The organism is Stenotrophomonas sp. MMGLT7, from assembly GCF_021168555.1.
In the GTDB taxonomy this organism is placed as follows: Bacteria; Pseudomonadota; Gammaproteobacteria; order Xanthomonadales; family Xanthomonadaceae; genus MMGLT7.
The window spans coordinates 95,976-121,630 of the sequence record NZ_JAJOZS010000002.1 but is presented as its reverse complement, the minus strand read 5'-3'; the positions used below and the strand labels follow the sequence as shown (position 1 = coordinate 121,630).

At 69.9% G+C, this 25,655-nt stretch carries 23 protein-coding genes and 1 pseudogene; 23 read left to right on the top strand and 1 reads right to left on the bottom strand.

From position 1 onward, the window contains the following. The first annotated feature begins 326 nt into the window (after positions 1 to 326). From LRX76_RS03300 to LRX76_RS03285, 4 genes are all read left to right on the top strand, one after another. A complete protein-coding gene (locus LRX76_RS03300; RefSeq protein ID WP_231802072.1) occupies positions 327 to 2,264 on the top strand; it encodes an ABC-F family ATP-binding cassette domain-containing protein in 1,938 nt (645 codons plus the stop codon). A 97-nt stretch (positions 2,265 to 2,361) separates the two neighbouring features. Continuing rightward, on the top strand, positions 2,362 to 3,075 hold the full coding sequence (locus LRX76_RS03295) for an SIMPL domain-containing protein (RefSeq protein WP_231802070.1): 714 nt from the start codon (positions 2,362 to 2,364) through the stop codon (positions 3,073 to 3,075). 201 nt (positions 3,076 to 3,276) lie between these two features. Further along, the gene (locus tag LRX76_RS03290) at positions 3,277 to 3,585 is read left to right on the top strand and encodes a zinc ribbon domain-containing protein (protein WP_231802068.1); all 309 of its coding nucleotides are present in this window, start codon (positions 3,277 to 3,279) and stop codon (positions 3,583 to 3,585) included. 69 nt (positions 3,586 to 3,654) lie between these two features. Continuing rightward, the gene (locus LRX76_RS03285; protein ID WP_231802066.1) at positions 3,655 to 4,266 is read left to right on the top strand and encodes a hypothetical protein; all 612 of its coding nucleotides are present in this window, start codon (positions 3,655 to 3,657) and stop codon (positions 4,264 to 4,266) included. A gap of 154 nt (positions 4,267 to 4,420) precedes the next feature. Here LRX76_RS03285 and LRX76_RS03280 read toward each other — a convergent pair. Further along, positions 4,421 to 4,855: pseudogene (locus tag LRX76_RS03280) on the bottom strand (DUF3011 domain-containing protein); the annotation flags it as partial. A 250-nt stretch (positions 4,856 to 5,105) separates the two neighbouring features. On the opposite strand from LRX76_RS03280, the gene aspS reads away from it, so the two are divergent. From aspS to queC, 19 genes are all read left to right on the top strand, one after another. After that, positions 5,106 to 6,860 carry an aspartate--tRNA ligase gene (gene aspS, locus LRX76_RS03275; protein ID WP_231802064.1) on the top strand — a complete coding sequence of 585 codons (1,755 nt, stop codon included), beginning with the start codon at positions 5,106 to 5,108 and terminating at the stop codon, positions 6,858 to 6,860. A gap of 109 nt (positions 6,861 to 6,969) precedes the next feature. Continuing rightward, complete coding sequence (locus LRX76_RS03270; RefSeq protein WP_231802062.1) at positions 6,970 to 7,497, top strand: GNAT family N-acetyltransferase; 528 nt, start codon at positions 6,970 to 6,972, stop codon at positions 7,495 to 7,497. Positions 7,498 to 7,930: 433 nt separating this feature from the next. Continuing rightward, positions 7,931 to 11,125: an efflux RND transporter permease subunit gene (locus tag LRX76_RS03265; protein WP_231802060.1), complete on the top strand. Its 3,195-nt coding sequence runs from the start codon at positions 7,931 to 7,933 to the stop codon at positions 11,123 to 11,125. Further along, positions 11,122 to 12,399, top strand: a complete 1,278-nt coding sequence (locus tag LRX76_RS03260) for an efflux RND transporter periplasmic adaptor subunit (RefSeq protein WP_231802058.1) — start codon at positions 11,122 to 11,124, stop codon at positions 12,397 to 12,399. The genes LRX76_RS03265 and LRX76_RS03260 overlap by 4 nt, the downstream gene beginning before the upstream one ends. A gap of 141 nt (positions 12,400 to 12,540) precedes the next feature. Then, entirely contained in the window at positions 12,541 to 13,167 is a 627-nt protein-coding gene (locus LRX76_RS03255; protein WP_231802056.1) for an alpha/beta fold hydrolase, read from the top strand. 75 nt (positions 13,168 to 13,242) lie between these two features. Continuing rightward, a complete protein-coding gene (locus LRX76_RS03250) occupies positions 13,243 to 13,974 on the top strand; it encodes a YebC/PmpR family DNA-binding transcriptional regulator (RefSeq protein WP_231802054.1) in 732 nt (243 codons plus the stop codon). A gap of 105 nt (positions 13,975 to 14,079) precedes the next feature. Then, positions 14,080 to 14,601, top strand: coding sequence for a crossover junction endodeoxyribonuclease RuvC (gene ruvC / locus LRX76_RS03245; RefSeq protein ID WP_231802052.1), 522 nt, complete (start codon positions 14,080 to 14,082; stop codon positions 14,599 to 14,601). Positions 14,602 to 14,725: 124 nt separating this feature from the next. Then, the gene (gene ruvA / locus LRX76_RS03240) at positions 14,726 to 15,313 is read left to right on the top strand and encodes a Holliday junction branch migration protein RuvA (RefSeq protein ID WP_231802050.1); all 588 of its coding nucleotides are present in this window, start codon (positions 14,726 to 14,728) and stop codon (positions 15,311 to 15,313) included. A gap of 46 nt (positions 15,314 to 15,359) precedes the next feature. Further along, positions 15,360 to 17,270, top strand: coding sequence for a potassium transporter Kup (locus tag LRX76_RS03235; protein WP_231802048.1), 1,911 nt, complete (start codon positions 15,360 to 15,362; stop codon positions 17,268 to 17,270). Between the two features lie 74 nt (positions 17,271 to 17,344). Beyond that, on the top strand, positions 17,345 to 18,388 hold the full coding sequence (gene ruvB, locus LRX76_RS03230) for a Holliday junction branch migration DNA helicase RuvB (protein WP_231802046.1): 1,044 nt from the start codon (positions 17,345 to 17,347) through the stop codon (positions 18,386 to 18,388). Between the two features lie 16 nt (positions 18,389 to 18,404). Further along, a complete protein-coding gene (gene ybgC / locus LRX76_RS03225; protein ID WP_331716751.1) occupies positions 18,405 to 18,860 on the top strand; it encodes a tol-pal system-associated acyl-CoA thioesterase in 456 nt (151 codons plus the stop codon). 12 nt (positions 18,861 to 18,872) lie between these two features. Next, positions 18,873 to 19,652 (top strand): protein TolQ, encoded by a 780-nt coding sequence (gene tolQ / locus LRX76_RS03220; protein ID WP_231802042.1) that lies wholly within the window; start codon positions 18,873 to 18,875, stop codon positions 19,650 to 19,652. 61 nt (positions 19,653 to 19,713) lie between these two features. Then, positions 19,714 to 20,154, top strand: coding sequence for a protein TolR (gene tolR / locus LRX76_RS03215; protein WP_231802040.1), 441 nt, complete (start codon positions 19,714 to 19,716; stop codon positions 20,152 to 20,154). Next, positions 20,144 to 21,211, top strand: a complete 1,068-nt coding sequence (tolA, locus tag LRX76_RS03210; protein ID WP_231802038.1) for a cell envelope integrity protein TolA — start codon at positions 20,144 to 20,146, stop codon at positions 21,209 to 21,211. The genes tolR and tolA overlap by 11 nt, the downstream gene beginning before the upstream one ends. 132 nt (positions 21,212 to 21,343) lie before the next feature. After that, positions 21,344 to 22,660 carry a Tol-Pal system beta propeller repeat protein TolB gene (tolB, locus tag LRX76_RS03205; protein WP_231802036.1) on the top strand — a complete coding sequence of 439 codons (1,317 nt, stop codon included), beginning with the start codon at positions 21,344 to 21,346 and terminating at the stop codon, positions 22,658 to 22,660. Positions 22,661 to 22,722: 62 nt separating this feature from the next. After that, positions 22,723 to 23,238, top strand: a complete 516-nt coding sequence (gene pal / locus LRX76_RS03200) for a peptidoglycan-associated lipoprotein Pal (RefSeq protein WP_231802034.1) — start codon at positions 22,723 to 22,725, stop codon at positions 23,236 to 23,238. Positions 23,239 to 23,241: 3 nt separating this feature from the next. Beyond that, positions 23,242 to 24,051, top strand: coding sequence for a tol-pal system protein YbgF (gene ybgF / locus LRX76_RS03195; RefSeq protein WP_231802030.1), 810 nt, complete (start codon positions 23,242 to 23,244; stop codon positions 24,049 to 24,051). Between the two features lie 45 nt (positions 24,052 to 24,096). After that, positions 24,097 to 24,780, top strand: a complete 684-nt coding sequence (gene queE, locus LRX76_RS03190) for a 7-carboxy-7-deazaguanine synthase QueE (protein ID WP_231802028.1) — start codon at positions 24,097 to 24,099, stop codon at positions 24,778 to 24,780. Positions 24,781 to 24,942: 162 nt separating this feature from the next. Further along, positions 24,943 to 25,611: a 7-cyano-7-deazaguanine synthase QueC gene (queC, locus tag LRX76_RS03185; RefSeq protein ID WP_231802026.1), complete on the top strand. Its 669-nt coding sequence runs from the start codon at positions 24,943 to 24,945 to the stop codon at positions 25,609 to 25,611. The last annotated feature ends 44 nt before the right edge of the window (positions 25,612 to 25,655 follow it).

The following is a 25,655-nucleotide window of genomic DNA, read 5'->3' as shown; positions in this document are numbered from 1 at the left end:
TAACTCTTTCTTAATTGGTGTGTCAAAACAGGTTTCGCCTGAAAACGGTCGCCACGGGGCAGGCACAGATCGCTGGATGGCCGCGGGCGACTGCAGGAGCGACCCGTAGGAGCGACTTCAGTCGCGATGAGGCTTTACCGGTAGAGCCCGATCGCGACTGAAGTCGCTCCTACAGCGTTTCGCGGTGTTCCCGCAGTGTTTCGACGGGGGAGCAGACATGGGGGACGGCGGCTATGGAGTGTCAAGTATTCGTTAACGCTAGAATGGCGTCGCAGGAATGCTGCTCATCTGCTCATTCCTTTTGGTTATTTACGAGTCCTCCCCGGATGATTTCCCTGCGTAACTTCGCCCTGCGCCGCGGCGAGCGGCTGCTGCTGTCCAATGTCGACCTCACCCTGCATGCCGGCTATCGCGTCGGCGTCGTCGGGCGCAACGGCGCCGGCAAGTCCAGCCTGTTCGCCGCCGTGCGCGGCGAACTGGAGGCAGACAAGGGCGATGTCGAACTGCCGGGCCGGATCCGCATCGCCAGCGTGTCGCAGGAAACGCCGTCGCTGCCGGATCCGGCGATCGATTTCGTGCTGGGCGGCGACGAGGTGGTGGCCGCGGTGCTGCGCGAGGAGGCCGAGGCCAGCGCGCGCGAGGACTGGGAGGCGGTGGCGGCCGCGCACCAGCGGCTGGCCGAGATCGACGGCTACGACGCCGAGGCCCGCGCCGGCAAGCTGCTGCACGGGCTGGGTTTCCCGGCCGCCACGCACTCGCGCGCGGTGTCGGCGTTCTCCGGCGGGTGGCGCGTGCGCCTGAACCTGGCGCGGGCGCTGATGATGCCCTCGGACCTGCTGCTGCTCGACGAGCCGACCAACCACCTGGACATGGACGCGGTGCTGTGGCTGGAGCAATGGCTGCTCAGGTACCCGGGCACGCTGCTGCTGATCAGCCACGACCGCGAGTTCCTCGACAACGTCGCCACCCACACCCTGCACCTGCACGGCGGCACCGCCAAGCTGTACGTGGGCGGCTATACCGACTTCGAGCGCCAGCGCACCGAGCAGCTGCGCCAGCAGCAGATCGCGCACGAGAAGGAACAGGCCGAGCGCGCCCACCTGCAGAGCTTCATCGACCGCTTCAAGGCCAAGGCCAGCAAGGCCAAGCAGGCGCAGAGCCGGATGAAGCGGCTGGAGAAGCTGGCCGGTACCGAGGCGGTGCGCGCCGAGCGCGAGTTCCGCATCGAGTTCGCGCCGCCGGCGCGGCTGCCGCATTCGCTGATCCGGCTGGAGCATGTCGAGTGCGGCTATGCCGTAGAGTCGCGGGATTCGGGATTGGGGATAGGGGATTCGCAACAGCACGCGCCTCCGAATCCCGAATCTCCAATCCCGAATCCCGTCGTTGTGCTCCACGACGTGGGGTTCGGCCTGGAGGCCGGCGACCGCATCGGCCTGCTCGGCCCCAACGGCGCCGGCAAGACCACGCTGGTGAAGACCCTGGTCGGGGAGCTGGCGCCGCTGGCCGGCGAGCGCAGCGCGCATCCGGACCTGCGCATCGGCTACTTCGCCCAGCACACGGTCGAGTCCCTGCACGAGGGGCAGTCGCCGATCGACCACTTCCGCGACATCTCCCCGGATGCGTCCAACCAGTCGTTCCGCGACTTCCTCGGCAAGTGGAACTTCCCCGGCGACCGCGCCTTCGAGCCGGTGGACGGCTTCTCCGGAGGCGAGCGCGCGCGCCTGGCGCTGGCACTGATCGCCTGGCAGCAGCCCAACGTGCTGCTGCTCGACGAGCCCACCAACCACCTCGACCTGGAGATGCGCGAGGCGCTGGCCGAGGCGCTGAGCGATTTCGACGGCGCCATCGTCATGGTCAGCCACGACCGCCACCTGATCGGCCTGGTCTGCGACACCTACTGGCGCGTGGCCGATGGCGTGGTCGAGCCGTTCGACGGCGACCTGGACGAGTACGCGGCATGGCTGCGCTCGCGCCCGGCCGCGCAGGGCACCAAGCAGAAGATGGCCGAGGCCGCGCCGGTTCCGCCGCCGCCGGTCAAGCCGCTGCCCACGAAGAAGCCGCCGAATCCGCACAAGCTGGCGCAGGCCGAGCAGCGGGTGGGCGAACTGGAGTCGGCCCTGGCCGAGCTGGACCGGCAGCTGTCCGATCCGGCGCACTACGCCGATGCGGAGAAGATGGCCGCCCTCGGCCGCGCGCGCGAGTCCACCGCACAGGACCTGGAACGGGCCGAGCAGGCCTGGCTGGAACTGGCCGAAGGCGCCTGAACCGGCGCTGCCGGCGGGCGCCCGCGTCACCGGACCCGGCGCCGGCGCCGGCCGCGCTATCCTTGCGCGCAGTTTCCGTCCCCAGGAGTCGCCCAGCATGGAAGTCCGTCACCGCGCCGGCCGCATCGTCGCCGCCCTGTTGATCGCCATCGGCCTGGCCGCTGCCGGCTGGTTCGCCGCCAGCGGCATGGCGCACCTGCGCACCGCCGATCGCTACGTCACCGTCAAGGGCTCGGCCGAGCGCATCGTCGATGCCGACCTGGTGGTATGGCCGCTGTCGCAGACGGTGGGCGGCGACGACCTGGCCGCGGTGCAGGCGCAGCTCGATGCCAACAGCGCCACCGTGCGCACGTTCCTCACCGGCGCCGGCTTCGGCGAGGACGAGGTGGTGGTGTCGCCGCCGCGGCTGGAGGATCGCTGGGCCTATTCCTACGGCGACAACCGCCCGCCGGAGCGCTACCGCTATTCCAATACCGTCACCCTGCGCACCGCCAAGGTCGCCGAGGCGATGTCGGCGCTGCGCCGCAGCGGCGAGATCGTCGCCAAGGGCGTGATGCTCAACAGCAGCGACGACGGCGGCCCCACGTTCGAGTTCACCAAGCTCAACGACATCAAGCCCGAACTGATCGCCGAGGCCACCGCCAACGCGCGCAAGTCGGCCGAGCAGTTCGCCAAGGATTCCGGCGCCCGCCTGGGCGGCATCCGCAGCGCCAACCAGGGCGTGGTCTCGATCAGCGACCGCGACCGCGGCAGCCCGCAGGTCAAGACGGTGCGGGTGGTGACGACCGTGGAGTACTTCCTCAGGGACTGAGCGGACGCGGCGTCGCCCCGCGTGGCGTGATCGAAGACGGTCCGCGGGGCAACGATGGAAGCGCTGGGACGCGGAGAACGCCGCGGATGCCGTAGCCCGAAGGAAGCGGATTGGGGCGGTACCCCGACGGGATGGCCGCATTGAAATCGTGTCTACCGTCCCCACCTTGCGCTCCGTCAGTTTCCCAGCCCCTCACTCCCCATGCCCATCTACGCGTTCAAATGCACTGCCTGCGGCCACAGCTTCGACCGCCTGCAAAAGATGTCCGCCCCCGATCCCGAAGTGTGCCCGGCCTGCAGCGCCCATGCCGTGAAGCGGCAAGTCACCGCACCGGCCTTCCGTCTGGCCGGCAGCGGCTGGTACGAGACCGACTTCAAGTCGGCCGGCGAGAAGAAGCACAACCTGGCCGAGAGCGGAACTTCGGGCGAGGCGAAGCCGGCGGAGACGGCAGCACCCGCCAAGACCGACAACGCCGCGAACGCCCCCGCGGCGGAAAAGGCCGCGGGCTAGACCGCCGCCCGGCGCAGGTCGCCGCGGAGCCGGCTTGATCGTGCCATGCCGCATTGCTAGCTTGGCGGCATGAAGACATGCGCGTTCCCCCTGCTCGTCGCGGCCTTTGCCTTTCCCGTCTCTGCCGCGCGGGCCACCGCGCAGACGCAGCCGGCCGATCGCTTCATGGCTGCGATCGCCGCACATTGCGGCCAGGCCTTCGCCGGCCGCATCGTCGCCAACGAACCGGCCACCGCCGCGCCCGATCCGTTCGAGGGCAAGCCGCTGGTGATGCACGTGCGCGGCTGCGATGCGCCCGAGCGGGAGCTGCGCGTGCCCTTCCATGTGGGCGAGGACCATTCGCGGACCTGGGTGCTGACCCGTACCGGCGGCGGCCTGCGCCTCAAGCACGATCACCGGCACGCCGACGGCAGCGAGGACGTGCTGACCCGGTACGGCGGCGACAGCAGCGCAGCGGGCACCGCGCTGCGCCAGGAGTTCCCGGTCGATGCCGAATCCATCGCATTGTTCCGGCGCGAGGGCTCCAGCGCCTCGCTGAGCAATACCTGGGCGATGGAGGTCGAGCCGCGCAAGCGCTTGCTGTACGAACTGAGCCGCCCGGACGGACGCCTGTTCCAGGTGGAGTTCGACCTGTCGCGGCCGGTGCCGCTGCCGCCGGCGCCCTGGGGCGCGTCGGACTGAGGGCCGTCAGGAGGTCGATCCGCGCAGGAGCACCCGTAGGAGCGACTGTAGGAGCGACTTCAGTCGCGATCGGGCTCTACCGGTAAGGCCCCATCGCGACTGAAGTCGCTCCTACGGTCGCTCCCACAGCCGTTTCCAGCGAACCTGTCCCCCGTCAGCGCGCGCCGAACCTGGCCCGGCAGCCGTCGTTGACCCACAGGTCGGTGCCGCGGACGCCCCAGGTGCGGCCTTCCTCGCAGCGGGTCTTGGACAGTTGCTGGGCCACGTAGGGGCGCCCCTGGCGGCGGTCCCAGGCACAGGTGCGCAGGCGGTTGTTGTCGCTGGAGCAGGTCACCGAGTAGCCGCTGTTGCCGGGACGTCCGGGGCCCCAGCCATTGCCGCGGGAGCCGTTGCCGCGGGCCTCGGCGAACTCGCCGCGGCAGCCGTTGCGGACGTGGATCTCGCCCTGGCGCGAGTACCAGGTGCGGCCTTCCACGCATTGCGTGCTCGACAGCTGGCGCACCAGCCGGGCACTGCGCCAGGGGGTGGGACAACTGCGCTCGCGGCGGTCGTTGCTCTCGCAGCGGACGGTGCTGCCCGGGCCGGGGCCATCCCAGCCGCGCGCCGGCTGCGCGTGGGCCGACAGGCCCGCTGCCGCCGCGCCGAGCGCCAGCAGGACGAGGAGGGAAAGGCGGGGTCTGGCCATGGAGGGTCTTCCTGTGATCGGGGATGGCGTCATTTGGCCCGGCGGAAAATTAAGAAAGGATGAGTGGGCGCGATTTGCCCCCATCCGCCGCTCGCCGCAGAATATCCGGCTTCCCGGCGCCACCCGCGTCGGACACCCTGCGGAGCTTTACCCCATGCGTACCCACTACTGCGGCCTGGTCGACGAGACCCTGATCGGGCAAACCGTCACCCTGGCCGGCTGGACCGACGTCGCCCGCAACCTGGGAGGCGTGTGCTTCATCGACCTGCGCGACCACGAGGGCATCGTCCAGGTGACGGTGGAACCCTCCAACGCCGAGGTGTTCGCGGTGGCCGCCAGCCTGGGCTACGAGGACGTGCTGCAGGTCGAGGGCGTGGTGCGTGCGCGCGAGTCGGTCAACGACAAGCTGCGCAGCGGCAAGGTCGAGGTGATCGCCACCCGCATCAGCGTGCTCAACAAGGCCGCGCCGCTGCCGTTCCACGCCCACGAGAACCCCACCGAGGAAACCCGCCTGCGCTACCGCTACCTGGACCTGCGCCGGCCGCAGATGCAGCGCATGCAGCGCACCCGCATCAAGCTGGTGCAGGCGCTGCGCCGCTACCTGGACGAGCGTGGCTTCCAGGACATCGAGACGCCGATCCTGACCAAGGCCACGCCGGAGGGCGCGCGCGACTTCCTGGTGCCGGCGCGCATGCACGAGGGCGAGTTCTACGCGCTGCCGCAGAGCCCGCAGCTGTTCAAGCAGATCCTGATGATCGCCGGCTTCGACCGCTACTACCAGATCGCGCGCTGCTTCCGCGACGAGGCGCTGCGCGCGGACCGCCAGCTGGAGTTCACCCAGCTGGACATGGAGTTCGCCTTCGTCGAGGAGCGCGACATCCAGGATGCGGTGGAAGGGATGATCCGCCACGTGTTCAAGCAGGTGGTGGACGTCGAGCTGGACGCGCAGTTCCCGCGCATGACCTGGGCCGAGGCGATGCGCCGCTACGGTTCGGACAAGCCGGACCTGCGCATCGACCTGGAGCTGGTCGACGTCGCCGAGCAGGTGCGCGGCAGCGAGTTCAAGGTGTTCACCGACGCCGCGGCCGACCCGGAAGGGCGCGTGGCGGCGCTGCGCATCCCCGGCGGTGCCAGCCTGTCGCGCAAGCACATCGACGACTACGCCGCGCATGCGGCCAAGTTCGGCGCCAAGGGCCTGGCCTACGTCAAGCTGGGCGAGAACGGCGAGGTCAGCTCGCCGATCGCCAAGTTCTTCCACGAGGACGCCTTCGCCGCGCTGCTCGGGCAGGTCGGCGCCGGCAACGGCGACATCGTGTTCTTCGGCGCCGGCAAGTACAACACCGTGTCTGACTTCATGGGTGCGCTGCGGCTGAAGGCCGGCCGCGAGTTCGGCCGGGTCGCCGAGGGCTGGCGGCCGCTGTGGGTCACCGACTTCCCGATGTTCGAGTGGGACGAGGCCGAGCAGCGCTACGTGGCCCTGCACCATCCCTTCACCGCGCCGGCGGTGAACGACATCGCGCAGCTGCGCGAGCACGCCAGGACCGCGGTGTCGCGCGGCTACGACATGGTGCTCAACGGCAACGAGATCGGCGGCGGCTCGATCCGCATCCACCGGCCGGAGATGCAGAGCGCGGTGTTCGAGCTGCTCGGCATCGGCGCCGAGGAGGCGCGCGCCAAGTTCGGCTTCCTGCTCGACGCGCTCAACTACGGCGCCCCGCCGCACGGCGGCATCGCCTTCGGCATCGACCGCATCGCCGCGCTGATGGCCGGCACCGAGTCGATCCGCGACGTCATCCCGTTCCCCAAGACCACCGGTGCGCAGTGCCTGATGACCGGCGCGCCGTCGCCGATCCCGGACGCGCAGCTGGCCGAGGTGCACGTGCAGGTGCGCCCCAAGAAGCCGGAATGATCCCGGCCGGCCGACCTGGCGACACGTCGATGGCATCGAAGCCGGTCCCGCGCGACACGTCCGACCTTCCCCAGGTTGCGGGGGAAGGAAACGGGGCGGGGGCGGGCGGATGCCGCTGAACATCCGCCGCGCCGGTCCGGCCGACGCCGAGGCGCTCTCGGCATTGGCCGCGCAGACTTTCACCGAGACCTTCGGGCACCTGTACCCGGACCAGGACCTGCGCGACTTCCTTGCCGAGAGCTACGCGGTTGAGCGCTCGCGCATCGTGCTGGCGCATCCGGACTACGCGATCTGGCTGCTGGAGGACGACGGCGTGGCGGTCGGCCATGCCGCCGCCGGTCCCTGCGGCCTGCCGCACCCGCAGGTACGGCACGGCGACGGCGAGCTGAAGCGGCTGTACCTGCTGGGCAGCCACCAGAACGCGGGCCTGGGCAGCCGCCTGTTCGACACCGCGCTGCAGTGGCTGCTGCGCGAGGGGCCGCGCACGCTGTGGATCGGCGTGTGGTCGCAGAACTTCGGCGCCCAGCGCTTCTATGCCCGCCACGGCTTCGAGAAGGTCGGCAGCTACGAGTTCCCGGTCGGCCGCGTGCGCGACCTGGAGTTCATCCTGCGCCGCGGGCCGCAGCCGGAGCGCTGATCCGCGGGTGCCTGCAGTGCGGCGGCCGGTCGGGCGTGGCTACGCAGCCGCGGACGTGCAGCGACCCGGCAATGCCGGCGTGCAGTGACCCGCAGGAGCCATGTAGGAGCGACTTCAGTCGCGAAGGGACTCTACCGGTAAAGCCCCGTCGCGACTGAAGTCGCTCCTACATCGCTCCTACATCGCTCCTGCATTGCTCCTGCATTGCTCCTGCGGGGGCATGAGCCGCTTCCGGGACACCCTGGCCGCGACCGACGCTGACGCCGAAATTACCATCGTGTCAGTTTTGACCGGAGCGGCGTGGCGTCAGGCCAGTATTGCCGGGTGCGGGCGCGGCCGTGGTCGCGTCCGCCGGCAATCCGGCCCGGGCGGTGCTGTCGCCGCATAGCCGACCCGGCCGGCGAGCCTTCCGTCCCCCGCCGGAGCCGTTCGCATGTGGATCGTCCAGTACGCCCTGTCGCGCCGCTACACCATCGGCGTACTCGCCATCGTGATCCTGCTGTTCGGGCTGCAGTCGGCGCGGCGCATGCCCACCGACATCCTGCCCGAGGTCGGCATCCCCTCGGTCAACCTGATCTGGACCTACGCCGGCCTGCCGGCGTCGGAGATGGCGGCCAAGCTGACCTCGTTCTCCGAGACCTCGGTGCTCAACAACGTCGACGACCTCAAGGAGGTGCGCTCGGAAACCCTGAACGGCATCGGCATCGTGCGCGTGGACTTCCAGCCGGGGGTCAACCTGGAGCGCGCCCTGGCGCAGATGACCGCGGTCTCGCAGACCATCCTGCGGCGCATGCCGCCGGGCACCTCGCCGCCGCTGGTGGTGCGCAACAACGTCTCCAGCACGCCGGTGCTGCAGCTGGTGCTGTCGTCGGACTCGATGAGCGGGGCGCAGCTGTACGACTACGCGCGGCTGCAGCTGCGCTCGCAGATCCAGTCGATCCCGGGCGTGCGCATGACCCTGCCGTACGGCGGCGCGGCGCGGCAGGTCATGGTCGACCTCGACCCGCAGGCGCTGCAGACCCACAGACTGACCCCGCAGGACGTGACCGGCGCGCTGGAACGCGGCAGCCCGACGCTGCCGTCGGGCAACATCCGCGAGGGCACGCGCGAGATGCAGGTCGCGCTGGAGACCAGCCCGGAGAGCGCGGCCGGCTTCCTCGACCTGCCGATCGCCAGCCGCGGCGGCAACGTCGTCTACGTGCGCGACGTGGCCAGCGTGCGCGACGGCGGCGCGCTGCAGACCAACATCGCGCGCATGGACGGCGCCAACGCGGTATCGGTGGCGCTGATCAAGATGGGCGGCGCCTCGGCGGTGGAGATCGTGCGCCAGGCGCGCGAGCGGCTGCCGGAAATCCTTGCCTCGGCGCCACCGGGCACGCGCATCGAGCCGATCTTCGACCAGTCGCTGTTCGTCGACAACGCGATCGCCTCGATCCGCCACGAGGCGATCCTGGTCGGGCTGCTGGTGGCGGCGGTGGTGCTGGTGTTCGTCGGTTCCTGGCGCTCCAGCCTGATCGTGCTGTCGGCGATCCCGCTGGCGCTGCTGGCCTCGGTGACCGCGCTGTACCTGCTCGGCTACACCTTCAACGTGATGACCCTGGGCGGGCTGGCGCTGGCGATCGGCATCCTGGTCGACAACGCGGTGGTGGACGTGGAGAACACCAACCGCCACATCGCCCTGGGCAAGGACGTGCGCAGCGCGATCCTGGACAGCGCCAGCGAGGTGGTGTTCCCCGAGTTCGTCTCCACCGTGTCGATCTGCATCGTGCTCACCCCGATCCTGCTGATGACCGGGCTGTCGGCATGGGTGTTCACGCCGCTGGCGCTGGCGGTGATCTTCGCGATGATGGCCTCGTTCCTGCTCTCGCGCACGCTGATACCGGTGCTGTGCTACCTGCTGCTGCCGGCCGACATCCGCAGCCGCCGGCAGCCGCGCCGCGGTGCCGAGCGCGCGCTGCTGGTGCTGCACCACCGCTTCGACCACGCCCTGGTGCGGCTGCGCGGACGCCACCACGCGCTGCTGCTGCGGCTCGGCCACCATGGCGGCGTGCTGGCGGCCGCGGCGCTGCTGCTGCTGGCGCTCGGCACCGGCGCCGGGCTGATGCTCGGGCGCGAGTACTTCCCTCAGGTCGATGCCGGGCAGTTGCGGCTGCAGGTGCGGATGCCGCCGGGCACCCGGCTGGAGGAAACGGCGCAGCGGCTGGCGCAGATCCAGCGCGAGATCCGCGACATCGTCCCCGCCGCCGAGCTGCAGACCGTGTACGAGCAGATCGGCATCCCCGACGCGGTCAACCTGGCCTGGGTGGACAGCGCGGTGGTCGGTTCGTTCGAGGCCGAGCTGATGCTGCAGCTGCGCGCGCCGCACGCGCCCAGCGCCGGCTACCTGAAGGCGATCCGCGAGCGCATCGCCGAGCGCTTCCCCGAGGTGCGCCTGTTCGAGCGCCCGCCCGATGCCACCGGCCGCACCCTGGCCGGCGCGGCGATGGGCGCGCTGGAAGTGCGTTTCAATGGCCGCGACGCCGCCGGCAACCTGGCGCTGGCGCGCGAGCTGGTGCCGCGGCTGCAGCAGGTGCGCGGCGCCACCGACGTGATGGTGCGGCAGGTGCTGGACCTGCCCGAGTACCACATCGCCATCGACCGCAGCCGCGCCGCCCAGCTTGGCATCAGCGCCGAGGACGCCAGTCGCGCGGTGCTGGCGGTGCTCGGCTCGGCCGGCACGGTGACGCCGGTGTACTGGGTCGACCAGGCCGCCGCCACCTCCTACACGGTGCAGCTGCAGGTGCTGCCGGCGGACCTGGAAAGCATCGACGAACTGCTCAACACCCCACTGCGGGTGGGCACGGACGGCACCGTGCTGCTGCGCAGCGTCGCCAGCGTGGTTCCGCGCACGGTCCCGGCCAGCATCGGCCGGGTGATGCTGGCGCCGACCGTCAGCGTCGTCGCCAACGTCCAGGAGCGCGACCTCGGCGGCGTCTACGCCGACCTGCAGCGGATCACCGACGAGATGGGCGGGCGCCTCAAGCCCGGCAACCGCATCGAGATCGTCGGCCAGGCCGGGGAGATGCGCAGCGCCTACGGCGAACTGGCCGCCGGCCTGCTGACCGCGGCGGTGCTGGTGTTCCTGGTGCTGGTGGTCAACTTCCAGTCCTGGATCCAGCCGCTGGTGGCGATGTCCGGGCTGCCGCTGGCGATCGCCGGGGCGGCGGTGGCGCTGTTCGTCACCGGCACCCCGCTGAGCGTGCCGGCGCTGATGGGGGTGATGATGGTGATCGGCGTGTCCACCGCCAACAGCGTGCTGGTGACCAGCTTCGCGCGCAACCTGATCGCTGACGGCCACGATCCCGAGCAGGCCGCCTACGAGGCCGCGGCGGTGCGGCTGCGGCCGGTGCTGATGACCGCCAGCGCGATGGTGCTGGGCATCGTGCCGATGGCGCTCGGGCTGGGCGAGGGCGGCGAGCAGAACGCGCCGCTCGGCCGCGCGGTGATCGGCGGGCTGATGTTCGGCACCCCGGCCACGCTGCTGCTGGTGCCCTCGATCCTGGCCGTGCTCGGCCGCCACCACAACCGCCGCCTCGCCGCGGCCGCAACCGCCGACGGCCAGGCCGACGGCGAAGGAGTCGTCCGATGAATGCCATGGGTCCAGTGGCGCGGCAGCGCCCGAATGCCGGCCAGGCCGCCGACGTGCACCACCGCGTCGCGGAGCGTGCCGGGAAGGCCGGTCCTGACGGCGGGCCACGCCTTGCGCTGCATGCCGATGGCCGGGCGCATGCCCGGCATTCGGGCGCCGTCGCGGCACGGGCTGTCCGTTCCTTTCCGGCCGCCGCCGCGGTGCCGTTGCTGTGCCTGCTGCTCGCCGGCTGCGGCGAGGGGAAGGGCCAGGGCGCCGCGGCCGCGCAGGTGCCCGAGGTCGCGCTGGCGCAGGCGCGTGCGGCCGAACCCGAGCAGGCGATGGTGCTGCCGGCGCGCGCCCAGCCCGGGCAGACCGCGCAGGTGTTCGCGCGTGCCACCGGGCTGGTCGGCGAACGCCTGGCCGACCTCGGCGACCCCGTCCGTGCCGGCCAGGTGCTGGCCGTCATCGATGCGCCGGAGATCGACCAGGCGGTGCGCGAGGCGCAGGCCCAGGTCGCCCGGGCCGAGGCCGACCTGGCGCTGGCGCGCGGCAACCATTACCGCGCCGAGGCGATGCTGCGCGAGCAACTGGTCTCGCGCGAGGACTACAGCAACCGGCTGGGCGTGCGCGACGCCGCGCAGGCGGCGCTGGAGGCGGCGCGTGCGCAACTGGCCAGTGCGCGCGAGCGCCGGGACTTCAGCCGCGTGCGCGCCCCGTTCGACGGCGTGGTGAGCGTGCGCAACGTCGAGCGCGGCGACCGCGTGGTCGGCGATGCCGCCGCGGCCCTGGTGCCGATGTTCCGCATCGACGCGCTCGACCCGCTGCGCATCGCAGTGGACGTGCCGCAGAGCGCGGTGCTGCAGGTGCGGCCGGGCATGCGTGCGCAGGTGGCGTTCGCCGAACTGCCGGGCGAACAGTTCGATGCGGAGGTGGTGCGCAGCGCGCAGCGCATCTCCGAGGACGCCGGCGGCATGCGGGTGGAACTGCGCCTGCCCAACCCGGGCGGGCGCATCCCGGCCGGGATGGTCGGCCAGGTGCGCCTGAGCGTGCCGCGCGCGGCGCCGGCGGCGGTGCTGCCGCTGGCGGCGGTGGTCCAGGACGGTGCCGTGACGCGGGTGGGGCGGGTGGAGGAGGGCGGCGTGCTGCGCTACGTCGAGGTGACGCCGGGGCGCCAGCTGGGCAACGAGATCGAGGTGCTGTCCGGCGTGGCCGCCGGCGACGAGGTGGTGCTGGCGCCGAACGCGCTGCTGGCCGACGGCGCCCGGGTGCGGGTGCGGCCGCCGGCGCAGTGAGCGTGCGCGAGGACGGGCGGGCCGGCGCCGCAGCGCGTCGTCGTGCCCGATGGACTCGCGCCGCTTGCAGGTCGACTGGCGGCCGGAGGTGCCTTTCCGTAGCCTGCGCCTCGTTGTCCGTCCCGCCGTCGAGGAATCGTCATGGTGCGGCTGTCCAAGGTTCTGCTCCTGCACGGCATCTGGAATCCCGCCTGGTGGATGTGGCCACTGGCGTGGCATTTGCGCGCGGCAGGATTCGATGCCCGGCTGTTCGGCTACCGCGGCGCCTTGCAGGGGCCGGAAGCCGCGGTGGCATCGCTGGCGCGGCACATCGGAGCGCAGGACGGGCGGCCGCTGGCGCTGGTCGGGCATAGCCTGGGCGGGATGGTGGCGTTGGAGACGGCACGCCGGTACCCGGAGTTGCCGATCGGGCGCATCGTCTGCCTCGGCAGTCCACTGTGCGGCAGCGGCGTCGCGCGCCGGGTGGCCGGGCTGCGCTGGTGTGCCTGGGCACTGGGGCACGGCCGCACGCTCCTGCTCGATGGCGTTGCACCGTGGGCCGGAGGCATACCGGTCGGCATGATCGCCGGAGCCAGGCCGATGGGCCTGGGGCGGCTGTTCGTGGAAATGGCGGAGTCGGACGGCACCGTCGCCGTCGCCGAGACCCGGCTGGACGGGCTGGCCGACCATTGCGTGGTGCCGGCCAGCCACAGCGGGCTGGTGTTCTCGCCGGAGGCGGCGCGGCAGGCGCTGGCGTTCCTGCGCGAGGGCCGCTTCCGCGCCAATTGACCCCGGTCAACGGCCCGCGGCGGGGATCGGGTAAAATCAGCCGCTTGTCATTCAAGCAGCATCCAGGAAACAGCCATGGGTAGAGGTCCGTCGATCGAGGCACGCAAGAACGCCTCCGATGCCAAGCGCGGCAAGGTGTTCACCAAGATCATCCGCGAGATCGGCGTCGCCGCGCGCGCCGGCGGCGGCGACCCGGGCAACAACCCGCGGCTGCGCGTGGCGATCGACAAGGGCCTGTCGTCCAACATGACCAAGGACGTGATCGAGCGCGCGATCAAGAAGGCCACCGGCGAGCTGGAAGGCGTGGAGTACGAGGAAGTGCGCTATGAGGGCTACGCCCCCGGCGGCGTGGCGGTGATCGTGGACTGCCTGACCGACAACCGCGTGCGCACCGTGGCCGACGTCCGCCACGCCTTCAGCAAGTGCGGCGGCAACATGGGCACCGAGGGCTCGGTCGCGTTCATGTTCAAGCGCCTGGGCGTGCTCAGCTACGCGCCGGGCGCCGACGAGGACAAGGTCACCGAGGCGGCGATCGAGGCCGGTGCCGACGACGTGGTGGTCTACCCCGAGGACGGCGCGATCGACGTGGTCACCGCGCCGGAGTCGTTCGTCGCGGTCAAGGACGCGATGGCGGCGGCCGGGCTGGCCCCCGACCACGCCGAGGTCACCTTCCGCGCCGACAACGACATCGCCGTCGACGGCGACACCGCGCAGCAGGTGCGCAAGCTGCTGGACCTGCTGGACGACCTGGACGACGTCCAGGACGTGTATTCCAACGTCGATCAGGCATCCCTGGGGAGCGCCTGATGGCGCCCCGGGATTCGGGATCGGGGAATCGCCGAGGCGGCCCGTCCGCGTCGGCGTACGCTCTTCACTGATCTCCAATCCCGAATCCCCAATCCCGGTCCTCCCATGACCCGCATCCTCGGCATCGATCCCGGTTCGCAGCGCACCGGCGTGGGCATCATCGACATCGACGATGCCGGGCGCACCCGCCATGTCCATCACGTGCCGCTGGTGCTGCTGGGCGCGGAGGACTTCGCCCGGCGGCTGAAGCTGCTGGCGCAGGGGCTGAACGCACTGATCGAGGAGTACCGGCCCGACGAGGTGGCGATCGAGCAGGTGTTCATGGGCAAGAGCGCGATCTCCGCGCTCAAGCTCGGCCAGGCCCGCGGCGCGGCGATCTGCGCCGTGGTGATGCAGGACCTGCCGGTGCACGAGTACGCCGCCAAGGAGATCAAGCTGGCGGTGGTCGGCAAGGGCGGGGCGGACAAGGTCCAGGTCCAGCACATGGTCGGGGTCATGCTCAACCTGCAGGGCAAGTTGCAGGCCGACGCCGCCGATGCGCTGGCGGTGGCCATCACCCACGCCCACGTGCGCGCGACCGCGCGCCGCCTGGGAGTGGATACCAGACAGGCTTGGAGCCGGAAATGAACGAAGCAGCGATTCGGGATTCGGGATTCGGGATTGGCACGGCAACGGCAACAGCCGCGCGATCCCGCTTCGACGAATCCCCAATCCCCAGTCCCCAATCCCGGCGCCTCCAAGGAGGCGCCCCATGATCGGCCGCCTGCGCGGCATCCTGGCCTACAAGCAGCCGCCGTGGCTGGTGATCGACGTCGGCGGCGTCGGCTACGAGCTGGAGACGCCGATGAGCACCTTCTACGACCTGCCCGACCTGGGCCGCGAGGTCACCCTGTTCACCCACTACGCGCAGAAGGAGGACAGCGTGTCGCTGTACGGCTTCCTGCGCGAGGGCGAGCGCAGGCTGTTCCGCGACGTGCAGCGGGTGTCCGGCATCGGCGCCAAGATCGCGCTGGCGGTGCTGTCGGGGGTGAGCGTGGACGAGTTCGCACGGCTGGTGCAGACCGGCGACGTCGCCGCGCTGACCCGCATCCCCGGCATCGGCAAGAAGACCGCCGAGCGCATGGTGGTGGAACTGCGCGACCGCGCCGACCAGTTCGGCGGCGGCGGGGCGCCGATCAGCAGCCAGCTCGGCAACGACCCGGTGTCCGAGGCGTCGGTGGCGCTGCAGCAGCTGGGCTACAAGCCGGCCGAGGCGGCGCGCATGGCGCGCGACGCCGGCGGCGAGGGCGACGATGTCGCCACGGTCATCCGCAAGGCCCTGCAGGCCGCGCTGCGCTGAGTCCGCGCGCCCTCTTCACGGGCCGCGGCTATAACCTGAGCATCCCATGTCATCCCCCACCCCTCCCGCTTCCCCGGCCACCGGCCACGCCGCCCATGGCAGCCGCCTGGCACTGGTCATCGGCGCCATCGGCGTGGTGTTCGGCGATATCGGCACCAGCCCGCTGTACACCATCAAGGAGGCGTTCTCGCCGCACTACGGCCTGGCCAGCGACCACGACACCGTGCTGGGCGTGCTGTCGCTGGCGTTCTGGGCGCTGATGATCGTGGTCACGCTCAAGTACGTGACCATCATCATGCGCGCCGACAACGAGGGCGAGGGCGGCATCATGGCGCTGATGGCGCTGGCCCAGCGCACCCTGCGCAACGGCTCGCGCTCGGCCTACGTGGTGGGGATGCTGGGTATCTTCGGCGCCTCGCTGTTCTTCGGCGACGGCGTGATCACCCCGGCGATCTCGGTGATGAGCGCGGTCGAGGGCCTGGAGATCGCCGCGCCGGGCCTGCATGCGTTCGTGGTGCCGATCACCGTGGTGGTGCTGGTGCTGGTGTTCATGGCCCAGCGCTTCGGCACCGCCAAGGTCGGCAAGGTGTTCGGGCCGATCACCACGGTGTGGTTCCTGTCGCTGGCGGCGGTGGGGATCTGGAACGTCGTCGATGCGCCCGAGGTGCTCAAGGCGTTCAACCCGTGGTGGGGCATGCGATTCTTCCTCGACCACGGCTGGCACGGCATCTTCATCCTCGGCGCGGTGGTGCTGGCGGTGACCGGCGGCGAGGCGCTGTACGCCGACATGGGCCATTTCGGCGCCCAGCCGATCCGCCATGCCTGGTACTTCTTCGTGCTGCCGTGCCTGGTGCTGAACTACCTGGGGCAGGGCGCGCTGGTGCTCAACCACCCGACCTCGGTGAAGAACCCCTTCTTCGAGGCGGTGCCGCAGTGGGCGCTGTACCCGATGATCGTGCTGGCCACGCTGGCGGCGGTGATCGCCTCGCAGGCGGTGATCACCGGCGCGTTCTCGGTGGCGCGCCAGGCCATGCAGCTGGGCTACATCCCGCGCATGCTGGTCAAGCACACCTCGCACGACACCATCGGCCAGATCTACGTGCCGGGCATCAACTGGTTGCTGGCGGTGCTGGTGATCGCGCTGGTGCTGGTGTTCCGCAGCTCGGCCAACCTGGCCGTGGCCTACGGCATCTCGGTGTCGCTGACGATGCTGATCGACACCCTGCTGCTGGTGCTGGTGGCGCGCGCGCTGTGGCCGAAGTGGCGGCGCTGGGTGCTGCCGCTGTGCGTGGTGTTCTTCCTGATCGAGCTGGCCTTCGTCGTCGCCAACGGCGCCAAGATCCTGCAGGGAGCGTGGTTCCCGCTGGTGCTGGGCGTGGTGGTGTTCACGATGATGCGGACCTGGCGCCGCGGCCGCCAGCTGCTGCGCGAGGAGATCCGCAAGGACGGCATCCGCATCGACAGCTTCCTGCCCGGGCTGATGCTGGCGCCGCCGGTGCGGGTGCCCGGCACGGCGGTGTTCCTGACCGCCGACCCGATGGTGGTGCCGCACGCGCTGATGCACAACCTCAAGCACAACAAGGTGCTGCACGAGCGCAACGTGTTCCTCAACGTGGAAACCCTGCAGGTGCCGTACGCCAGCAGCAGGCAGCGGCTGAAGATCGAGTCCATCGGCGACGACTTCTACCGGGTGATCGTGCGCTTCGGCTTCATGGAGACCCCGGACGTGCCGCTGGCGCTGACCCGCTCCTGCGACCAGGGCGGCGTCATCTTCGATCCGATGGACACCACCTATTTCGCCAGCCGCGAGACCGTGGTGGCCAGTGCCAACCGCGGCATGCCGGTGTGGCGCGACAAGCTGTTCGCGCTCATGCACCGCAACGCGGCGCCGGCCACCGGCTTCTTCCGCATCCCGGGCAATCGCCTGGTGGAACTGGGAGCGCAGGTGGAGATCTGATGGCGCATGATCACGTCTCACCTGTCCAGGCTCGATCCTGCTAGCCTTTTGCGGCCTTCCACCCCATACCACGCATGACCAGCGAACGGATCATCGGCAGCACTGTCACCCGCGAGGACGAAGCCGTCGAGGCCAGCATCCGGCCCAAGCGGCTGGACGACTACCTCGGCCAGCAGCCGGTGCGCGAGCAGTTGTCGATCTACATCGAGGCCGCCAAGGCCCGCGGCGACGCGCTCGACCACGTGCTGATCTTCGGCCCGCCCGGACTGGGCAAGACCACCCTCAGCCACGTCATCGCCAACGAGCTGGGGGTGAACCTGCGCGTCACCTCCGGCCCGGTGATCGAGAAGGCCGGCGACCTGGCGGCGCTGCTGACCAACCTGCAGCCGCACGACGTGCTGTTCGTGGACGAGATCCACCGCCTGTCGCCGGTGGTCGAGGAGGTCCTGTACCCGGCCATGGAGGACTTCCAGATCGACATCATGATCGGCGAGGGCCCGGCCGCGCGCTCGATCAAGATCGACCTGCCGCCGTTCACCCTGATTGGCGCCACCACCCGCGCCGGCCTGCTGACCGCGCCGCTGCGCGACCGTTTCGGCATCGTCCAGCGGCTGGAGTTCTACTCGCCCGAGGAACTGACCCGGATCGTGCGCCGCTCGGCGACGATCCTGGGCATCGACTGCAGCGGCGACGGCGCCGGCGAGATCGCCCGCCGTGCGCGCGGCACCCCGCGCATCGCCAACCGGCTGCTGCGGCGGGTGCGCGACTACGCCCAGGTCAGGGCCGGCGGCCACATCGACAGCGCGGTGGCGCAGGCGGCCATGCAGATGCTCAAGGTCGATCCGGAGGGCTTCGACGAACTCGACCGGCGCATGCTGCGCACCATCGTCGACCATTTCGACGGCGGCCCGGTCGGGGTCGAGTCGCTGGCCGCCTCGCTGTCTGAGGAGCGCGGCACGCTCGAGGACGTGGTCGAGCCCTTCCTGATCCAGCAGGGCTTCCTGATACGCACCGCGCGCGGACGCATGGCCACCCGCAAGGCCTACCTGCACCTGGGGTTGACGCCCAGGGTGCGGGAATCGGGATTGGGGATCGGGGATTCGGAGAGCCTGTTCTGATGCCGCTGCCATGCCATTGACGACCCAATCCCCAACCCCCAACCCGCAACCCCGCCTATTCAGTTGGCCGACACGCGTCTACTGGGAAGATACCGACGCTGGCGGCGTGGTCTACCACGCGCGCTACGTGGCCTTCATGGAGCGTGCGCGCACCGAGTGGATGCGGTCGCTGGGGTACGGCCAGGAGCGCATGCGCCTGGAGCACGACCTGGTATTCGCGGTGCGTTCGATGCGCCTGGATTTCCTCAAGCCGGCGCGGCTGGACGATGCCCTGGACGTGACCGTCGCGCTTGCGCGGTGCAAGCGTGCCAGCCTGGTGTTCGCCCAGTCGGTGCGCCGCGAAGGTGAACTGCTGCTTGCCGCCGAGGTGAAAGTGGCGGCGCTTTCGGCGCACAATTTCCGGCCGCGCGCCATGGACGACGCGTTGCACGACAAGCTCCAAGCCCTTGAAACAACCGATTCCGATTACTGAGGAAACCAACGGATGATCGCAATGCTCCTGGCCCTGCAGGACACGGTGGTGGAAGCGCTGCCGCAGGAAGTCACCAGCGCCGCCGCGCAGACCGCGAGCACGGCCGTTTCCCATGGCGGCATCAACTACCTGGACCTGATCGTGCGCGCCAGCCTGCCGGTCAAGCTGATCGTGCTGCTGCTGCTGGTCGGCTCGTTCATCAGCTGGGTGATCATTTTCCGCAAGGCGCGGGTGTTCAAGCAGGCCAACCGCGAGGCCGACGAGTTCGAGAACCGCTTCTGGTCCGGCGCCGACCTGGGCAAGCTCTACGCCGCCGCGGCCGACCGCAACCGCGTGGTGACCGGGCTGGAGGCCATCTTCGAGGCCGGCTTCCGCGAGTTCACCCGGCTGCGCGACCGCCGCCGCGTCGATGCCGACGCCCAGCTCGAGGGCGCCCAGCGCGCCATGCGCGCCACCTACAACCGCGAGGTGGGGCAGCTTGAGCGCAACATCGAGCTGCTGGCCAACATCGGTTCCAACGCCCCGTACGTGGGCCTGGTCGGCACCGTGTTCGGCATCATGGTGACCATGCACGACATGGTCAGCAGCGGCGAGCAGGCCGGCATCGCCTCGGTGGCGCCGGGCATCTCCGAGGCGCTGTTCGCCACCGCCATCGGCCTGTTCGTGGCGATCCCGGCGACCTGGGCGTTCAACCGCTTCACCAACCGGGTCGAACGCCTGGCGATGCGCTACGAGACCTTCGCTGACGAGTTCAGCTCGATCCTGCAGCGCCAGAGCGGCGGCGAGGATTGATGCGAATCCTTCGCAAGAGCCCGCACATCCATGTGCGGGAATCCAACAGGAAGCTCGTGTGATGATCTCCACCATTTCCCATCGCAAGCGCCGCAAGCTCAAGTCCGAGATCAACGTCGTGCCGTACATCGACGTGATGCTGGTGCTGCTGATCATCTTCATGGTCACCGCGCCGCTGCTGACCCTGAGCATCGACGTGGAGCTGCCCAACTCCCGCGCCAAGGCGCTGGAAAGCCGGCAGGATCCGATCGTGGTGACGGTGAGCGCCGACGGCCTGCTTGCGCTCAAGCTGCCCGATGCCAAGTCGCCGCAGGCGATGGACCGCGACCAGCTCGAGCAGCGCCTGGCGGCCATCGTGACCCAGGACAAGGACGCCCGCGTCATCGTCGCCGCCGACCGCCAGGTGCCGTACCAGAAGGTGATGGACGCGCTGGACGCGCTGAAGGCGGCCAAGGTCGAGAAGGTCGGCCTGATTTCCGACGCAGGTGGCAATGCACGCTGACGCGCTGCCGCTGCAACTGCGCCAGGACGAGGGCTGGGGCCGGCCGTTCGCCCTGGCCCTGCTGGTGCACCTGCTGGTGCTGGCGGTGTTCGTCGGCGCCTGGCTGTGGTCGCCGCAGCGGCATGTCGAGCCGGCCGCCGGCGATCCGACCATCGAGGCCAGCATGGACGTGTCGGCGTCGGAGGCGCGCGCCGCGCGCCGCGCCCTGAGCCAGACCCCGGAAGCGGCCGAGCCGGTCGCCGCGCCGGAACCGGAGCCGCTGCCCGAGCCGGCTCCCGAGGACACCGTGCCGCCGCCGCAGCCGATCCCCGAGCCGAACCCGCAGGACGCACCCACGCCGCGGCAGGCGCAGGCCCAGGAGCGCGTGGCCCAGCCCGATACCGTCGAGCAGGAGCGCGTCAGCGCCATGGCGCTTTCCCAGGAGAAGGCCCGCCAGGAGCAGGAGGCCAAGCGCCGCCAGGAACAGATCGACCTGACCGAGCGCAAGCGGCAGGAGGAGGCCGAGCAGAAGCAGCGTCTGGCCAGGCAGCAGGAAGAAGAGCAGAAGAAGATCGCCGAACAGAAGGCGCAGGCGGCCGAGCAGGCCGAGCGCGAGAAGAAGCTGGCCGACATCCGCAAGCGGCGCGAGCAGGCCGAGCGCGACGCGCGCCTGGCCGAGCAGAAGCTGCGCCAGCTGGCCGATGCGCGCGCCAGCCAGGCCTCGGCCGCGGCGGCCGCGGCCGCCGGCAGCGGCTCGGCGGCGCAGGCCTCGCCGGGGCAGGGCGGCACCAGCACCGACCTGTCGGCCAAGTACGCCGCGGCGATCCAGCAGGCGGTACTGGGGCAATGGGTGCGGCCCGACTCGGTGCCGCTGGGCCAGCGCTGCACCATCAACATCCGCCAGCTCCCGGGCGGGCAGGTGGTCGATGCCACCGTCTCGCCCAACTGCCCGTACGACGAGGCGGGCCGGCGCTCCATCGAGGCGGCGGTACTGCGGGCCCAGCCGCTGCCGTACCGGGGCTTCGAATCGGTGTTCCAGCGCAATCTGACCTTCCACTTCACCGCGCAGGATCGCTGAGACAGCCGATTTCCCGGTAGAAAACCTCCGTTGGGATTTATTTCACGCTGCCTTCGTTCACGATTGCGAAAATATTCACCTGCCGGTTGCTATCCCTTGCCGCACCTTCCCATTCGAGTCACCAGGCCACCCATGAAGAAACCACGCTGGCTAGCCGTACTTGCCGCCCTGTTGCTGCCCTTTGCCGCGCTGGCACAGCAGCAGGGGCTGGAAATCGACATCGTCGGCGGCAACGCCTCCGCCACGCCGATCACCGTCGTGCCGATGCCCTACCAGGGCTCGGGTTCGCCGCCGGCGACCGACGTGGCGTCGGTGGTGCGCGCCGACCTGGACCGCTCCGGCCAGTTCCGCAGCCTGCCCGAGGCGCAGATCGTCGAGCGCCCGACCCGTGGCAGCGAGGTCCAGTACCCGACCTGGCGCGCGCTCAAGCAGGACTACCTGGTCGTCGGCCGCGTGCTCGATGCCGGCGAGGGCGCCTACCGCGTCGAGTACGAACTGTTCGACGTGGCCAAGGGCGAGCGCCTGCTGGGCCTGGCGATGACCGCCCGCTCCAGCGCGATGCGCGACGTCGCCCACCAGATGGCCGATGCCATCTACGAAAAGATCACCGGCGTGCGCGGCGCGTTCTGGACCCGCATCGCCTACGTCACCGCCAGCGGCAGCGGCGGCAACATGCGCTATGCGCTGATGGTGGCCGATTCGGACGGCTACAACCCGCAGACCATCGTCCGCTCCGCCGAGCCGTTGCTGTCGCCGAACTGGAGCCCGGACGGCAAGAAGCTGGCCTACGTGAGCTTCGAGCGCGGCAACTCCTCGATCTACGTGCAGGACATCTCCACCGGCGCGCGCGAGCTGGTCGCCAGCTTCCGCGGCATCAACAGCGCCCCGGCGTTCTCGCCCGACGGCCGCAAGCTGGCGATGGCGCTCTCGCGCAGCGGCAATCCCGAGCTGTACGTGATGGACCTGGGCAGCAAGCAGCTGAGCCAGATCACCAACCACTTCGGCATCGACACCGAGCCGGTGTGGAGCCCGGACGGTTCCTCGATCTACTTCACCTCCGATCGCGGCGGCCGCCCGCAGATCTACCAGGTGTCGGCCGGCGGCGGCAGCGCCAACCGCGTGACCTTCCAGGGCAACTACAACGCCAAGGCCACCGTGTCCTACGACGGCAAGAAGATCGCCGTCGCGCAGGGCTCCGGCAACAGCTATAAGATCGCGATGATGGACAGCAGCCTCGGTTCTCCGCGCTGGAGCACGCTGTCCACCGGCTCGCTCGACGAATCCCCCAGCTTCGCCCCGAATGCCAGCATGATCCTGTACGCGGCCCGCGAAGGCGGCCGTGGCGTGCTGTACGCCGTGTCCGCCGACGGACGCGTGCGCCAGCGCCTCGTACTGGCCGATGGCGATGTGAGAGAACCGGCCTGGTCCCCCTACCGGACTGCGCGTTAATTAATGTTAATATTTCGATGCGTCACACCCACCATTGGCCTAGGAGCCACAAAGGTATCGCCATGAACAAGTCCACCCGAGTCTTGCTTGTTTCCCTGATGTCTGTCGCCGTTCTGGCTGGTTGCTCGAAGAAGGTGAAGGAAACTCCTCCGCCGGCTACCGATACCCCTGCCACCACGGCTCCGACCGCCCCCACCACTTCCGGCCTGTACGGTCCGGGCGATCTGGACACCGACGCCTGCCTGCGCCAGCGCGTGGTCTACTTCGATTTCGACCAGGATTCCGTGAAGCCGGAGTTCCAGGCGATCGTGGCCTGCCACGCCAAGTACCTGCGTGACCGTCCGTCCTCGCGCATCACCCTGCAGGGCAACACCGACGAGCGCGGCAGCCGTGCGTACAACCAGGCCCTGGGCGAGCGTCGCGGCAATGCCGTGTCGTCCGCGCTGCAGGCCAACGGTGGTTCGGCCAGCCAGCTGACCGTGGTCAGCTACGGTGAGGAGCGTCCGGTCTGCACCGAGTCCAGCGAAAGCTGCTGGTCGCAGAACCGTCGCGCCGAGATCGTCTACACGGCGCAGTAATCGATGCGCTTTCGATTGACATCGATGTTCGTTGCGGCGGCCCTCGTGGCCGCCGCACCGGCATACGCGCAACGCCAGAGCCTGGCCGACCGCGTGGCCGCGCTGGAAGCCCAGGCCAACAACACGCAGGCCAACATGGAACTGCTCGGCCAGATCCAGCAGCTGCGCAACCAGGTCCAGTCCCTGCAGGGGACGATCGAGGAGCTGCAGCACCAGAACGAGCAACTCAAGCAGCAGGGCCGCGACCAGTATCTCGATCTGGACGGGCGCCTGAACCGGCTCGAGGGCGGGCAGATGCCAGCCTTGCCACCTGCCGATGGCTCCGCTCCCGCAGCGGCGGCCCCCCCGAAATCCACGAACGCGGCCGCCTCTGCCGAGCGGCCGCCTTCCGTACATGGCGATGCCGGCACCCTGGCCGTCGCCGCCGACGAGCGTACCGCCTATAACGTCGCCTTCGATGCCCTGAAGAAGGGCAACTACGACGATTCGGCGCGCCTGTTCCAGAGTTTCCTGCAGCTCTATCCCGAGGGCGCCTATGCGCCCAACGCCCTGTACTGGCTGGGCGAGAGCTATTACGCCACCCGCAACTTCCAGCTGGCCGAAGCGCAGTTCCGCGACCTCCTGGCCCGCTACCCGACCCACGACAAGGCCGCCGGCGGCCTGTTGAAGCTGGGCCTGTCGCAGTACGGCGAAGGCGATGCCGCCCAGGCCGAGCAGACCCTGCAGCAGGTCATCAGCCAGTATCCGAACAGCGATGCCGCACGCACCGCCCAGGATCGCCTGCAGGCGATCAAGATCGGCCAGCTGCACTGATCTTCCGCGCCGGACCGCCTTGGATGCGGGGCGCATACTTCCCGCATGAGCACCGCTGCCGTCCCCAGTGAAATCGTCCAGTCGCCGCTGCCGCGGCTGAAGATCACCGAGATCTTCCTGTCCCTGCAGGGCGAGGCCGAGACCGCGGGCTGGCCGACCGTGTTCGTGCGCCTGACCGGCTGCCCGCTGCGCTGCCGCTACTGCGATACCGAATACGCCTTCCACGGCGGGCAGTGGCACGACATCGACGATATCGTGGCCGAGGTGCTGGGCCATGGCGTGCGCCACGTCTGCGTGACCGGCGGCGAGCCGCTGGCGCAGAAGCGCTGCCTGCTGCTGCTGCGGCAGCTGTGCGATGCCGGCCTCGACGTGTCGCTGGAGACCTCCGGTGCGCTGGACGTGTCCGCTGTCGATCCGCGGGTCTCGCGGGTGGTGGACATCAAGACGCCGGGCTCGGGCGAGGTGCATCGCAACCGCTGGGAGAACCTGCCGCTGCTGACTGCGCGCGACCAGATCAAGTTCGTCCTGTGCGGACGGCAGGACTACGAGTGGGCGCGCGAGCTGGTGCAGGCGCAAGGGCTGGCCGAACGCTGCACGGTGTGGTTCTCGCCGAGCAAGAGCGAGGTGTCGCCGCGTGAGCTGGCGGACTGGATCGTCCAGGACCGCCTGCCGGTACGTTTCCAGATGCAGCTGCACAAGCTGCTGTGGAACGATGAGCCGGGACGATGACTGAGGGGCCGGGATTGGGGGATTGGGGATTGGGGATTCGCAGAAGCGTCCCCGCCCCGGAGTCCCCGCACGATCTTGAGCTTCCAGCCTGGAAAGCAAGGCCCGCCGCGATGCCGTAGCTTCTGACGAATCCCGAATCTCGAATCCCGAATCTCCATTCCCATGAAAAAAGCAGTCGTCCTCCTGTCCGGTGGCATGGATTCCGCCGTCGTCGTCGCCATGGCCCGCGAGCAGGGCTTCGCGGTGCATGCGCTGAGCGTGCGCTACGGCCAGCGCCACACCTCCGAGCTGGATGCGGCCGAGCGCGTTGCGCGCGCGCTGGGTGCGGCCGAGCACAAGGTGGTGAACGTGGACCTGCGCAGCATCGGCGGCTCGGCCCTGACCTCGGACGAGATCGCGGTTCCCGAAGCCGGCGGCGGCGGCATCCCGGCCACGTACGTTCCGGCGCGCAACACCATCATGCTGTCGGTGGCGCTGGGCTGGGCCGAGGTGCTGGGCGCCAACGACATCTTCTGCGGCGTCAACGCGGTGGACTATTCCGGCTACCCGGACTGCCGGCCGGAGTTCGTCGCCGCATTCGAGCGGCTGGCCAACCTGGCCACCAAGGCCGGCGTGGAAGGGGCGGGGCTGCGCGTGCACGCGCCACTGCAGTACCTGAGCAAGGCCGACATCGCCGGCGAAGGCGTGCGCCTGGGCGTGGATTTCTCGCTGACGGTCTCGTGCTACAGCGCCGACGAGCAGGGCCGCGCCTGCGGTCACTGCGACGCCTGCCAACTGCGCGCGGCCGGATTCGCCGCCGCCGGCGTGCCCGACCCGACACGCTACGCGTGATTTCTCCTTGCCGGGCTGCTGGGTTAGAATGATCGGCCCGGCAT